Below are 14,288 nucleotides of genomic sequence, written 5' to 3' on the forward strand. Positions count from 1 at the left end.
CGGTGCTCATGTCGACAGCACGAAATCGGCCTGCGTGATGGTGTTCGTTCCCACCCCGTTCACGCCCATCAGCAGGATGCTTTCCAGGCCGTCGAACTCGACCAGCGTGTCGGCGCCCAGGTCGGTGATGGACACGTTGGCGGCAAAGTTGCCGGCGTTGATCCCCATCGCGGAGATGTTCAGCCGGTCCTGCCCGTTGAGCAGGTTCCCGCTGGCATCGAAGCCGAGGATCGTGTCGTTGCCGAACCCCGGCGCGAACACGAAGACGTCGTCTCCCGTTCCACCGTCCATGGTGTCGTTGCCCGTGCCGCCGGTCAGCCGGTCCGCGCCCGCCCCGGTGCTGAGGGTGTCGTTGCCGCCACCGCCATCCACCACGTTCGCGGCATTCAGGAGAGCCACGGGCGCGAAGCTGATGTTGTCGTTGCCCTGGCTGCCGATCACGTTCTCCACCGAGCTCAGCGTGTCGGTGCCGATCTCGGCGCTGGTGGCGGAGGTCGGCGTGACCGTGGCACCGGCCGAGGTGGCGGACAGGTCGTAGGTGTCGTTGCCGATGCCGCCGGCGTAGCTGTCGTTGCCGTCGCCCACCGTGGCGATGAAGGTGTCTGCGCCCGCATCGCCGTCCACCGTGTCGCTGTCCAGCCCGCCGGTGAGCCTGTCGTCGCCCGCCTGGCCGTTGATGGTGTCGTTGCCCGAGCCACCCAGCACGATGTCGTCGCCGGCACCGGCACTGATGGTGTCGTTGCCGCCCTGGCCGTCGATGAAGTTCGCGCCGCCATTGACGACGATGATGTCGTTGCCCTGGCTGCCGATGATGTTCTCCATCGTGTTGAGCGTGTCGGTGCCGATCTGCGCGCTGGTCGCGAGGTTGACCGTCACCGTCGCGCCGGCCGTGGTGGCCGACAGGTCGTAGGTGTCCACGCCGGCCCCGCCGACATAGCTGTCGTTGCCGTCGCCGATCGTCGCGACGAAGCGGTCGTCGCCGCCGCCGCCGTTCAGTGCGTTGGTACCGGTGTTGCCGGTCAGCGTGTCGTTGCCGGCGCCACCGGTCACGTTCTCGATGTTCGCCACCGATTCGAAGCCCGTGGCCGTGCCGGTGGCCAGGTTCACCGTGACGGCCGTGGTCGTGGCACCGTAGCTCAGGGTGTCGACGCCGCCCTGGAGGTCGGCCGTGACCGCCTCGATGCCGGTGACGGTGCCGCCCGCCAGGGACGCGATCGCCGTTCCCGTCAGCACCACCGCGAGCGTCTGGCCCAGCGCCGTGCCGGCGATGTTCAGCCGGTCGTTGGCACCCGCGCCGCCGTTGATCGTGTCGGCGCCGTCGCCGACGAGGTAGTGGAAGAGGTCGTCTCCCGCGCCGCCGTCGACCGTGTCGTTGCCGGCGCCGCCGGTGAGCGTGTCGTTGCCCTCGCCACCCGTCACGGTGTCGTTGCCGCCGCCGGCGTCGATGACGTCGTTGCCGCCCTGGCCGTCGATCACGTTCGCGCCGCCATTGACGACGATGCTGTCAGCGCCCTGGCTGCCGATGAAGTTCTCGATGGCAGAGAGCGCATCGGTGCCCGTCTGCGCGCCCGTGGCGGTCGTCGGGGTGATCGTCACGCCCGCGGAAACCGCGGACAGGTCCAGCGTATCGGTGCCGCCGCCGCCGGTGTAGCTGTCGTTGCCGTCGTTCACCGTCGCGACGAAGCGGTCGTTGCCGCCGCCGCCGTTGAGCACGTTGGCCAGCGCATTGCCCACGAGCACGTCGGCGCCATCGCCTGTCGTCACGTTCTCGATGCCGGCGATCGAGGTGAAGCCCGAGGCCGTTCCGGCCGTGAGGTTCACCGAGATGGCCGCGGCGCTGGTGTAGGTCAGCGTGTCCACGCCGGCCAGCAGGTCGGCCGTGACCGATTCGACATTGCTCACCGTGCCGCCGGCCACCACCGTGAGCGCGGTGCCGTTGTAGCTCACCGCGAGCGCGTCGGCCGCCGCCGTTCCGATGACGTTCAGGGTGTCCAGCCCCGCGCCGCCGTCGACGGTGTCCGTGCCTTCGCCCATCGTGTAGTTGATGGTGTCGTTGCCGGCGCCGCCGGCGATGCTGTCGCTGCCCGCGCCGCCGTCGATGAGGTCGTCCTGGCCGAGGCCGTTGATGGCGTCCGCGCCGCCGCCGCCGAAGATCACGTCCTGGCCTTCAGTGCCCGTGAGGACCTGGGCGGCGTTGTTGGCCGCGATGAAGTCGCCCGTGACCACGGTGGCCGCGGAGCGCACTGTCTCGAGCGCGCCCGCATCGTCCGTGAAGCTCACCGTCAGGCGCAGTTCGCGGTTGACCTGGTCGGCGCCCGGCGTGAAGGTCGCCAGGGTGGCGCCCGCGATGGGCGTGAACCCGGCGCCGCCGCCGCCGACGCCCGTGTTGACGGCCTGTTCCCACTGGTAGCTGAAGACGGCGCCCGTCAGCCCGTCCACGTCGCTGATGCCGAGGGTCGATGCCGTCAGCAGCTGGCCTTCGGTCGGCGTGGTGTCGCTGATCGTCGGCTGCCCGGTGGCCGCGGCGTTGAGGGCCAGCGGCGCGGTCGTGGCGGAGTACACGTTCTCCAGCACGTCGTTGGCATCCTTGTAGACCGCCCGCACGCGCAGCGCCAGGCCGAGCTCGAAGGTCCGCGGCGTGAAGCTCGTGCCCGTGGCCCGCGCCACTTCGCCGCCGGCGTTCTCGATCAGGATGTCTTCGAAGATGCCGGGGCGGACCTCGGCCTGCCAGAAGTAGGCGATGGGGCCGGTGATCGCACCGTCGGGGTTGGTCGCGCTGACGTTGTCCGGATCGGTCACGCCCAGGGCCGACACGGTGAGGGTCGCGCCCAGGGTGGGCGTGGTGTCGCTGAGGGTCAGCTGGCCTTCGGGATCGAGGTTGAAGCCTTCTTCCGCAATGAACGCCGCGCCATCGGAGAACTGCAGGCGCTCGATGTTGCGCACCACGTCGATGCCGTCGGCGCCAGCCACGCCGTCCACGACATGGCTGATGCGCCAGACATCGTTTTCGAGGAAGGTGATCTCGTAGTTGCCGAAGACGTCCGAGAAGACGGCCGTGTCGAAGTCCGGCGCATCCGACATCAGGATCTCGCGGGCAATGGTGAGTTGACCCGGGTTGTAGGTGCCGTCGAAGACGCGCCCCTGCAGCTCGAGGTCGGTCATGGTGTCATAGCTCGCGATCTCGGCGCCCGTTCCGTCGGCGTTCTCCCGCACGCTGATGCGCACGTTCAGCCAGGCATCGCCGTCGATGATGTCGTTGCCGCCGCGGCCCTCCAGCAGGTCGCTGCCGCCGCCGCCCAGGATGATGTTGCCGGCGAACGAAGTCACCGGTCCGTCCATCTCCATGCCGACACCGAGCACCTGGTCCAGGAGCCCCTGCAGGCCGTCGATGAGTTCGATGTGGGTCAGCACGCTGCCCGTGGTGCCCGACAGCGCCATCGCGGCCGCATCGTTGTCGTCGCCGCGCAGGACGTCGGCGTGCGCCGAGCCCGACATGCCCTCGACCGAAGTGAACCGCGCCAGCACGGTCGCGTTCGAGATCGGCACGGGCGTTTCGTCGAAGGCACGAAGGAACAGGTCGGCCGTGACGCCGAAGGCATCGTCCTTGAACCCGGCCCAGTCGAAGCCGGAGCCGCCTTCGTAGCGGTCCACCTGGCCGCCGTTGCCGAACATGATGTCGTCGCCGCCTTCGCCGTCCATCCGGTCGGAGATCGAGTTGCCGATGAAGACGTCGTGGCCCACCACCTGGTCGCGGGCGAAGGCGTCGAAGTTCTCGCCGGCGCTGCCGTCGGCCATGCCTTTCTCGATCCAGTCGTCGCCTTCGTTGCCGAACACGAACTCGTTGCCGCGGGCGCCGAGGATGAAGTCGTTGCCCGTACCGCCGAACGCCTCGGACGGGTCTTCGCCGGTGACGATGAAGTCGTTGCCGTGGCCGCCCAGGATCAGGTTGATGCCGTTGCCGCCGTGGATGGCGTCGTTGCCGTCGCCGCCCTGCATGTTGTCGTCGCCACCCAGGTCCGTCATGATGTCGTCGCCGGCCCCGCCGAAGACGAAGTCGTTGCCGTCCCCGCCTTCGAGCCGGTCATTGCCGGCGTCGCCCCAGAGCGTGTCGTCGCCGATGCTGGAAATGATGGTGTCGTTGCCTGCGGTACCGCCCAGAACGACGTGGTCCTCACCGCTGTACTGCAGGTAGTTCGGATCGGCCGCTTCGGTGCCGGGGTTGTTGCGCAGCACCAGTGGCGTCAGGCTGCCTTCGGCCGTCGGATCGTCGCGCCCGTCGAGCCCCAGGCCCGTGAACTGCCGGGACGGGTCCACCTCCAGCGTGAACCCCGGCGTCGTGAAGATGTCGCCAGGCAGGTGCTCGACATCGGTGTTGGCCATCACCAGCCGGGCGAAGGAGTTGTTCTCCAGCTCGGTGAGGAAGTTCAGGCCCTGCGTGCGCTCCAGGTAGTAGAAGCGGTCGCCGTCCTGCAGCTTCTCCATCTGCTCCTCGAAGACGAAATTGAAGGTCGAGCCCAGCAGGCCGCCGAACGGCATCTGCTTTTCGGCCAGGCCGCCGATCCACAGGTCGATGTCGTCGACGCCGGTGGTCGTGATGCCGGCCTCGTCCGCGTAGGCATTGCGTCCGTACAGGAAGTCGAGCCGGTCCTCCGGCGCACCGATGCCGCCGTAGACCAGCGCCACCGCCGCCGCGCGCTTCTCGATCAGGGTGTCGGCGGCGGCCAGGCTGGCGTGCACGCCGTAGGCCGCAATGAAGTTGACCACCGAGGCCTCATGCTTGATGTGCTGCATGAAGTCGACCCAGTTCGCGTAGGGCTTGAGCTGGCTGTCACCGGTCACGCTGTAGAAGTCGCGCCGCGCGGCGTTGAGTGTCGGCACGCCGGTGTCGCGCCCGCGCACGATGTTGATCGTCGCCAGGTCGAGCGGCAGGCCGAGCAGGTTGTTGCGCAGGGCCTCGGTCACGAACTCGTCGATCTCGTTGCCCTGTTGCCGCGTGAGGCCGCGCGCGAGCGCGCCGGCCGCTTCATCCGCCGTGATGCCGCTGGCTGCGAACGCGAGCGGATTGAGGAAGGCCTCGATCAGCCCGAGCTGCTGCGTGGGGTCGGCCGTGCCGCCGATCACGTTGAAGTCGGCGTCGAAGCGGTCCACCGTCTCCGTCAGCATAGAGTGGCCGAAGCGGTACACGGTGTGGGCGAACTCGGCGACGATCGATGGATCGATCTCGGTGTCGTAGACCTGGGTGGCGGCAAAGAAGATGTCGATCTGCGGCTGCACCTTGCGCGCGAACTCCTCGAACACCAGGTGCTGGTACTGCATCTCGGTGCCGAAGCGGGCCGCCTGGAACAGGCGCTCGCCGTCCCACGAGCCATCGGGCAGGTGCCATTCGGCAATGAAGGCCGCGTCGCCCGACGCCATGATCACCGCCTTGGTGTGTTCGACCAGCCGGTTGTGCTCGGCGTGGAACACATGGTGAATGCTGGTCAGCGCGATGTTCTCGTTGACCCGGCCGTCGCCGGCGATGTAGTGCGCATCGAGCAGTTCGTCGTCGTAGAAGCCCGCGGCCGGCGTGCCGCCGATCTGGTCGTCGGCATCGGCCGTCAACGCGACGCCCTGGCTGTTCACCGGGTTGGCGGTGTGGGCGATGTCGGCCAGGAACACGTGGCCCGTGCGCACGGCCAGGCTTGCATCGATCGGTGCGCCCGGCGAGCCCGAGGCCAGCGTGCCGCCGGCCTGCAGCACGATCTGCGCGAAGCCGGTCACCGGGTCGGGAATGAAGTTGCCGTACTCGTCGGCCGCCAGCAGCGGCAGGTTGAGCGCGTCGGCATTGTCCAGCGCGATGCCCAGCAGGTCGCGCGCCTGCGCCTTGACCACCGCCCAGGTGGCCATGCCGCCGAGTTCGATGTCGTCGCCGGTGCCGAAGATGCCGTCGGCACCGAGGTCGCGGTTGGTGATCAGCCGCCCGGTGGCGACCGGCTTGCCGTCGGCGTTGAGCTCATAGGCGCGCAGGAAGACTTGGTGCGAGGGGTGCGACGTGTAGGTCTGGTTCTGGTCGATGAACGGCGTCGTGAGGTTCGTGGCCTCGTGCGTGGTGTCGTCCGCGGTGCCCATGACGCCGTCGGCGCCGGGTCCTGCAACCTGGGTGGCGCGCGTCAGCACCAGGAAGTTGCTGTTGCTGCCCGACACATAGAGCGGATCGTCGGGCTGCAGCGGGACGAAGATGGTGCCGTTGCCGCCCTTGGCCACGAGGTCCAGGCCGTGGTCGAAGAACTGGCCGAAGAAGGTCATGAAGGCGTTGAACGGCGCCGACAGGCCCTCGTCTGGCGCGGTGTTCGGAATGACCAGCAGGGTGCCGACGGGAATCGCCACGCCGTCCAGGTCGTACAGGACACCGTCCACCAGCGTGCCCAGGCCCGCGTCGACGAATGCGCTCACCGCCGCCGGGTTGTTGCTCGTCATGTCGACGATCAGGTTGCTGATGATGCGCGGGTCGGCGTCCACCACATTGCCGCTGGGGCCGTAGTCCGTGTTGGTGAGCGTGCCCCCCGGGCCGAGGTTGATGCTGTCACCGTCCTGGTCGTTGCGGAACACCGGATCGACCAGACGCGGGAACACCTGGTCCGCGGCGCCAAAGCCGGACTGGCCCTGCACCAGGTTGTTGTAGGAGCCGTCCACCGTGCGCAGGCCCAGCGGTGCGCGCGCGTTGTCCAGGATGTCGGTCAGCGCCTCGCCGCTCGCATGCCGCTCCGAGATCTTGATCTGCTCCAGGATGAACTGCAGGTCGGACTGCAGGAAGCGCACGCCCGCGCTGTCGACCAGCGCGGAGGAGGGCGCCGGCGCCGGCGGCACGACGGCCGCCACGCCGGTGACCGCCGCGGTGGGCGTGGAGTACACGGTTTCCAGCACGCCGTCGGCATCGCGGTAGACGGCCCGCACCCGGATGGCCAGGCCGTCGAAGGGCGCGGTGACCCGGAAGGTCGTGCCGTTCACCGTGGCGGGCTGGCCGCCGCCCAGGTCGATGATGTCGCGGAACACGCCCGGCGCGCGCACCGGGTCTGCCTCGTACTGCCACGTGTAGCTGATCGGCCCGGTGACCGTGCCGCCAGGATTGTCTGCATCGGTGAGGGCGGCCGACACGCTCAGGAGCTGGTTGATCTGCGGCGTGTCGTCGCTGATCGTGACCGAGCCGCCCGGTGCGTTGTTGCTGCCGGACAGCAGCTGGACGGTGTCGGAGAACTGCAGCCGCTCGATGTTGCGCAGGATGTCGGTGCCGTCCGTGCCGACGTTGTCGGTGACGGTGGTGCGGCCATCGGCGCCGGTGGTGACGGTGTAGTTGGCGCGCAGCCCGGAGAACATCGCAGTGTCGTAGTCGGCGCTGTCGGACATCAGGATCTCGCGCACGATGCTGAGCTGGCCCGGGTTGATCTCGCCCGAGAGCATGCGCGGCACCAGTTCCTTCAGGCTGTCGACGCTGGTGAGGCCGGGCACGCCCGAGACGGCGATGCGCACGTTGAGCCAGGCGTCGCCGTCGATGATGTCGTTGCCGCCGCGGCCCTCGATGAGGTCGCTGCCGTCGCCGCCCAGGATGATGTTGCCTTCGCCGAACGAGGTCATGCCCGCGGGCAGCAGGCCTTGCAGGCCGTCGATCAGCGCGATGTTGGTGAGCACGCTGCCGGTCCAGCCGGCCTGCAGGATCTCGACGGCGTCGGCGTCGTCGCCGCGCAGGAAGTCGGCGAAAGCCGATCCCGACAGGCCTTCGGTGAAGGCGAAGCGGTCCATCATCGCGGCGTTCGAGTTGACCACCGGGGGCACCACGAAGTCGTTGACGATCATGTCGGCGGTCACGCCGTACTTGTCGAACTTGTAGCTGGCCCAGTCGAAACCGGAGCCGCCGTCGAAGTGGTCTTCGCCGTCGGAGCCGGTGAAGATGTCGTCACCGCCTTCACCGATCAGCTCGTCGAAACCGCCGCCGGAGATCAGGACGTCGTTGCCGATGACGCTGTCTTGCACGAGCGGGTCGAAGCTGTCGCCCGTGGTGCCGTCCTGGGTTCCCAGCTCGATCCAGTCGTGGCCCTCGTTGCCGAATGTCGGCAGGTTGCCCTTGCTGCCCAGGACGAAGTCGTTGCCCTGGCCGGCAAAGACTTCGGAAACGTCCTCGCCGGTGATGATGAAGTCGCTGCCGTCCCCGCCGATGATGAGGTTCGCGCCGTTGCCGCCGTGGATGACGTCGTTGCCCTCGTTGCCCTTGAGAACGTCGTCGCCGCCGCGGTCCGTGATGATGTCGTCGCCCGCGCCGCCCTCGACCTGGTCGTTGCCGTCGCCGGACTCGATGCGGTCGTTGCCGCCGTCGCCGTAGATGGTGTCGTCGCCGATGCTGGCGATCAGGGTGTCGTTGCCGGCGGTGCCGCCGAGCACCACGTGTTCGTCGCCCGTGTAGCGCAGGTAGGTGGTCTCCACGGCCGCGGTCGTGGGATCGTCACGGATCACCAGCGGGGTGAGTTCGGTGCCGCCCTCGGTCGGGTCGCCGTGGCCGTCCACGCCGATGCCGGTGAACTGGCGCAGCGGGTCGACTTCGAGGATCAGGCCCGGGGTCGAGAAGATGTCGGCCGGCAGGTGCGTGGCGTCGGTGTTGAGCATCACCAGCTTGGCGAAGGTGTTGTTCTCCAGCTCGGTGAGGAAGTTGAGGCCGGCCAGGCGGGAGAGGTAGTAGAAGCGGTCGCCGTTCTGCAGCGCCTCCATCTGCGACTCGAAGACGAAGTTGAAGGTCGAGCCCAGCAGGCCGCCGAAGGGCATCTGCTCTTCGGCCAGGCCGCCGATCCACAGGTCGATGTCGTCCACGCCCGTGGTGGTGACACCGCCGACCATCGCGTAGATGCCCGTGCTGTTCAGGAAGGCGAGCCTGTCTGCGTCGTCTGCAACGAAGCTGCGCTCCGCGGCCGTGCCGGCGTTGAGAACCACGGTGCCGCCGAAGACGAGTGCGGCCGCCACGGCCCGCTTCTCGGCCATCGTGTCGACGTCCGCGGCGGTCAGCGCACCATGCGTGCCGTACGCCGCAATGAAGTTGATGACGGAGGCCTCGTGCTTGAGGTGCTGCGTGAGGTCGACCCAGCTCGTATAGGGCTTGAGCTGCGGGTCCGCGGTCGAGGTGTAGAACTCCCGGCGCGCTTCGTTGAGCGTGGGAATGCCGGTGTCCCGGCCGCGCGCGATGTTGATGGCGGCGAGGTCCAGCGGCAGGCCCAGGAGCTGGTTGCGCACCGCGTCGGTGACGAACTCGTCGATCTCGTTGCCCACCTGCCGGGTCATGCCGCGCACGATGGCGCCGGCCGCCTGCTCCGGTGTCAGTGCGCCGTCGTTGTTGAACCCGATCGGGTTGAGGAAGGCATCGACCAGCGCGAGATCGCTCGACAGGAAATTGGGGTCCAGCCGGTCCACGGTCTCGGTCAGCATCGTGTGCCCGACGCGGAAGACCGCGTGTGCGAACTCGGCGACGATCGCCGGGTTGATCGTCGTCTGGTAGTTGGTTTCGGCCAGGAACTCGTCGACGGCCGGCTGCATCTTGCGCGCGAACTCTTCGAACACCAGGTGCTGGTACTGCATCTCCGTCGCGAAGCGCGCGGCCTGGAAGATGCGCTCGCCGTTCCATGAGCCGTCGGGCAGCTGCCATGAGGCGATGAACGCAGCGTCGCCCGTGGCCAGGACGGTGGCCTTGATCTCTTCGGCCTGCCGGTTGTGCTCGGAGTGGAAGACGTGGTGGACGGAGGTCAGGGCGATGTTCTCGTTGCCGCGGCCGTCGCCGGTGATGAAGTGACGGTCCAGCAGCTCGTTGTCATAGGTGCCGGGTTCCGAGAGGCCGACGGCCGAGTCGCTGTCGGGCGCCAGCACGCCGCCCACGAACACGGGCGCCGCGGCATGCGCGATGTCGTTCAGGAAGGCATGGCCGGTGCGAACGCCCACGCTGGCGTCGAGGGGCGCGCCGGGCGTGCCCGAGGCGAGCCCGTTGCCGTCCGGGTCCAGCGGCCCGCCGACGTCGGCGGCTCGCAGCACGATCTGCGCGAAGCCGGTCACGGGATCGGGGATGAACTTGCCGAACTGGTCCGTCGCCAGGAGGGGCAGGTCCAGCACGTCGGCGTCGTCGAGCTGGATGCCGAGCATCAGCGCCTGCGCCTTGACCTGGGCCCAGTTGGCAAGGCCGCCGTCGGCGCCATCGAGCAGGCTGCCCGTGGCCACCGGACGGCCGTTGGCGTCGAGCACGTACTCGCGCAGGAACACCTGGTGCGAGGGATGCGAGGTGTAGGTCTGGTTCTGGTCGACGAAGGGCGTCGTCTGGTTGGTCTGGTCGCCGTTCGCGTCGCGTGTGGCGCGCGAAAGGATCATGAAATTCGGGGCGCCGGGGGCCGTACTGAACAGCGGATCGTCCGGCTGCAGCGGCATGAAGATCATCTCGGTGCTGCTCTTGTTGACCAGGTCGAGTCCGTGGTCGAAGAACTGGCCGAAGAAGGTGAACCATGAATTGAAGGGCGCCGAGAGGCCTTCGTCGGGGCTGGTGTTCGGAATCTCCAGCAGCGTGCCGGGGGGAATGACGACGCCCTGGAGGTCGTACAGGACGCCGGCTGCGTCGAGCGTTCCGAGGCCCGCGGCCACGAAGGCGCTCACCGCCGCGGGGTTGTTGCTGGTCATGTCGGCGACCAGGTTGCTGATCAGCCGCGGGTCGGCATCGACCACGTTCCCGGCGCTGCCGTAGTCCGTGTTGGTGATCCCTGCGAAGGCGTCGTCCTGCTCGTTGCTGTAGGTCTGCGGCACCAGCTGCGGGAACGGGTTGTCTGCGGAGCCGTAGTCGCTCTGGCCCGGCATCAGGTTGTTGTAGGACCCGTCGACCGTCCGGAGGCCGAAGGGCGCAAAGGCGTTCGGGACCAGGCTGGCGGGGTCTGCTCCCGCTGCTTGTGCTTCCGCAATGAGAATTTGTTGAAGAATGAATTCGAGATCGGACCTGATCAGCGTGGCCATTTCTATTCTCCTCAAGACGAACGACTTTCAATGCAGCCCCGGTCCCGCCTACATGGCGAAAAGGCTCATGTAGCGTGGCTCAGGAGTGACCGCGCGCCTGGAATTGCCAGCCGCGGGTTTTTCGAGGAAGTGATGCAGCGCGTGACCCGGTGGCGGTCACGCCTGGGGAGCGGCTAGGGTCGTCGTCGGCCGCTCAGGCACCGCAGCGGGGCGGTGCAGCAAATATCCATTGCGCGATGCCGGTCAGGCGCGATGCCGGCATGGAGATGAAGCCCGCATTTCATGCGGACCTTGATTCGACACTTGTTCATGCGATACCCCCACCATGGATCCTGTCAAAAAGAATCTAGGTCGGCGCGCCGAAAGTCGTTGCCGCTTGTAAGCGGACGGCAACCGGTGGTCGATTGGTTGTCTTCGAAAACGAAGGTGCTAATTATGAGAGGCCATCTTCAGGAATGCAACTTTCTCACATACAAATTAACTGACGAGAACCTGACTACGCGCGCCAGAGCCAAAAAAAAACAGCGACCGCGGCGACACCGGCCGAAATCAGGGCGATCAGCGCCATTTCCGCATGGCCGCCATTGCTTTTTTGGGACGCCGCAGCGAAAGCGGGAGGGCGTTCATTGCCGTGTGGCGGGCTCGCGAAGGGGCTGTAGACGGCGGAGCCGGGACGCTCCGGGTCGCCGCTTCCTGTGGTGGCCGCCGGATCGTCGGGAGAGGCCGTCGCCACGGCCGCTTCGTTTGCGACTTCGCCGTCCGCAACGCCGCCATCCGGGTTCTCGTGCGCAGCAACGGCGGCCGACGTCGCTTCGGTCGCGATCGCCAGGTCGGCGCACATGACCTGCGTGGCCCAGGTCGCGACAAGCATGGCCTGGACGAAGGGCCGCTTGTTGAGCGCGCGGCGAGGGCACGATCCGGCGGCGAAGGGGCAATCGATCGAAGTCATGGGGTCGCTGCCCTTCAGATCAGGCCCGTGTGAACGGCGAAGTTCACCGCCTGGGCGCGCGAATGCACATGCAGCTTCTTGTAGATGCTCTTGATGTGCACATTGACGGTCTGGCCCGTGATGCCGAGCTTGGCGCCGATCTCCGCGGAGACGTAACCCGAGGCCACGCAACGCAGGACCTCGCTCTCTCGCGGCGTCAGTGTCATGTCGCGCGACGGCGGCCTCGGCGGCGATGGCGCCTTGTCGGCGACGGGCTCGCGGGGGTGGTAGTCCAGGCGGTGCAGCAGGCGCCGCGTGAGTCGGGGCGTGATCGCGGCCCCGCCGTTCACCACGTGCAGCACGGCATCGGCAAAGCTCTGCAACCAGGCGTTCTTCAGGAGGTACCCCATGGCACCCAGTTCGAAGGCGCGCAGCACGTGGGCGTCGTCCTCGAGCGAAGAGATCACGATGACCTCGCTGCTGCGGTGCAGGCGGCGTGCCTCGGTGATCAGCTCGAAACCCATCTCGTCGCCCAGCTGCAGCTCGAGCATCAGCACGTCGAAGGTGTGCGTGGTCAGCAGCCGGCGTCCCTCGCGAACGCTGTCGGCCTGGCCTTCGAGCTGGATGCGCAGGTCCGACAGCAACTCCTGGGCGATCACCCGGCGCATGTACTCGTCGTCGTCGACGAGCAGCACGCGCACCGGCGATTTTTCCTGGCCGATCAGGAAGTCCGGCCACAGCCTCGCGGCGGGCGCGCAGACGCCGACGGAGGCCTTCTCGCCAGAGCTGATGAGCCTGTGATCAAGCATGTGCCTGCCCCGGTTGGCGTGAGCGACGCAGGCCGGTCGTTGCGAGCGTGGGCGGGGAGACGCAAAGGTCGTCCGTCGAGCGCTCCGGGGCCACTTTCCCCATCGGCGGCAAAGCAGTTTGGGGTTTCATACATTTTCAAGAGAAAAATGAAAGGCAAGTGCCGAATTGAATGTTTTCTGTGAGTTTTAATTGAAATTCAATTCGGCCCGAGGCTTGCGCAATCCTATGAACTTGACGGGACGGTTGCGCGGGTCTTTTGCTCCTGTTTGTGGAAAGACATGAGTGTTTCAAAATGGAACTACCTGAACCATGACGTTCGATATACCTAATTTCTATGTTTTTCAGGCGGATCGTGAAAAACGACGCATTGTTTGCCAAGTGAGCAATGCTGGTTGAGAAGTGAAATTGGTTTATTTATGCGAGGAAATTTTGAAAATAATGAAATTAATCAAATATGAAATTCATTTCTGATTGGGTATTTGGTGCTTGGTGAAATAAAATAGTCAAAAAACCAATTGAAACCGAGGAAATAATTTGATTATTGAAATTCCGATGATATTTGAATTGAATGAAATCTTCTATTAACCAAGCTGTCTGCTATTCGATTTTTATTTTTGGAATTTATTCTCTCGCTTGATCATGATTTTTCAATTCAATTGAAATTCAGTTTCTTTGAGGTGGCACGAAATACGGTGCCGGATCTTTTCCTCCTCTGCCAGTGCGGTGCGCTCCCGCACGCCAGCTGATCGCAGCAGGCGGGGATCGGAAAAGCGGGGAAATGGCGGGTCCCGGAGGGGCATGCCGACGCTGAGCGGCCCGCAGTGGGCGTCCCGAAGGACGGGGGCGGGCAGGGCGCTGTCAGTGCGCCATGGCGTCGAGGTGGTGCTTGACGGCGTAGATGTACAGCTCGAGCCGGTTCGTTACGCCGAGCTTCTGGTAGATCGACGTGAGGTGGTTGCGCAGCGTGTGTTCGGTGACGAAGGCCTGCCCGGCCAGCGTCTTGTTGGAGGCGCCGCTGCCGTGCACCACGGTGCGGACGATGTCGCGCTCCTTCTGGGTCAGGCTGGCCTGCCTGACGGACTCGGGGTCGGCTTTCGGCGGCTTCTTCACCGAGGTGAGTTCCGAGAGCACGCGGCCCATGGTCGGGGCGTCGACGCAGAGCTCGCCGTGGTGCACGCGTTCGATGGCATCGAGCACCTGCTCGGCCGAGGCGTCCTTGCGCATCACGCCGCGCGCGCCGCGCAGCACCGCGAGGTCCAGCGTGCGCTGCTCGCGTTCGCCGGTCAGCACAACGACGCGCGAGACCTCGTTCGACAGCAGCTGCGGCAGGATGTCCAGGGCGCAATGGCCGTCCAGGTCGAGGTCGAGCACGATGACGTCGGGGGCCAGGCTCTGCGTGTGCGCCACGGCTTCTTCGCAGCAGCTGGCGGTGGCGACGACCTTCATGCGCGGCTGTTCGCCGTCGATCAGCCGGGACAGGCCCCACAGCATGGTCTGGTGATCGTCCACCAGCAGGACGCCGATGGGATGGGCTTCGGTTTGCATGAGG

4 protein-coding genes are annotated in these 14,288 nt (G+C 66.4%); all 4 read right to left on the reverse strand.

Translation table 11 applies throughout. The features are described from left to right. Window positions 1–6 precede the first annotated feature (6 nt). The 4 genes from AC1RGU_RS04005 to AC1RGU_RS04020 all read right to left on the reverse strand — a co-directional run bounded on the left by AC1RGU_RS04005 (window position 7) and on the right by AC1RGU_RS04020 (window position 14,284). Complete coding sequence (locus AC1RGU_RS04005; protein WP_492694903.1) at window positions 7–11,001, reverse strand: peroxidase family protein; 10,995 nt, start codon at window positions 10,999–11,001, stop codon at window positions 7–9. 496 nt (window positions 11,002–11,497) lie between these two features. Beyond that, window positions 11,498–11,950, reverse strand: a complete 453-nt coding sequence (locus AC1RGU_RS04010; RefSeq protein ID WP_492694905.1) for a hypothetical protein — start codon at window positions 11,948–11,950, stop codon at window positions 11,498–11,500. A 14-nt stretch (window positions 11,951–11,964) separates the two neighbouring features. Further along, window positions 11,965–12,738: a LuxR C-terminal-related transcriptional regulator gene (locus tag AC1RGU_RS04015; protein WP_095744458.1), complete on the reverse strand. Its 774-nt coding sequence runs from the start codon at window positions 12,736–12,738 to the stop codon at window positions 11,965–11,967. 859 nt (window positions 12,739–13,597) lie between these two features. Then, window positions 13,598–14,284: a response regulator gene (locus tag AC1RGU_RS04020; protein WP_095950012.1), complete on the reverse strand. Its 687-nt coding sequence runs from the start codon at window positions 14,282–14,284 to the stop codon at window positions 13,598–13,600. Window positions 14,285–14,288 lie beyond the last annotated feature (4 nt).

The organism is Variovorax sp. GW823-FHT02B07, assembly GCF_058797695.1.

Bases quoted from the DNA above. Each gene is read 5' to 3' on its own strand.
- AC1RGU_RS04015 (WP_095744458.1), bottom strand. From the start codon at position 12,738: ATGCTTGATCACAGGCTCATCAGCTCTGGCGAGAAGGCCTCCGTCGGC.
- AC1RGU_RS04010 (WP_492694905.1), bottom strand. From the start codon at position 11,950: ATGACTTCGATCGATTGCCCCTTCGCCGCCGGATCGTGCCCTCGCCGC.
- AC1RGU_RS04020 (WP_095950012.1), bottom strand. From the start codon at position 14,284: ATGCAAACCGAAGCCCATCCCATCGGCGTCCTGCTGGTGGACGATCAC.
- AC1RGU_RS04005 (WP_492694903.1), bottom strand. From the start codon at position 11,001: ATGGCCACGCTGATCAGGTCCGATCTCGAATTCATTCTTCAACAAATT.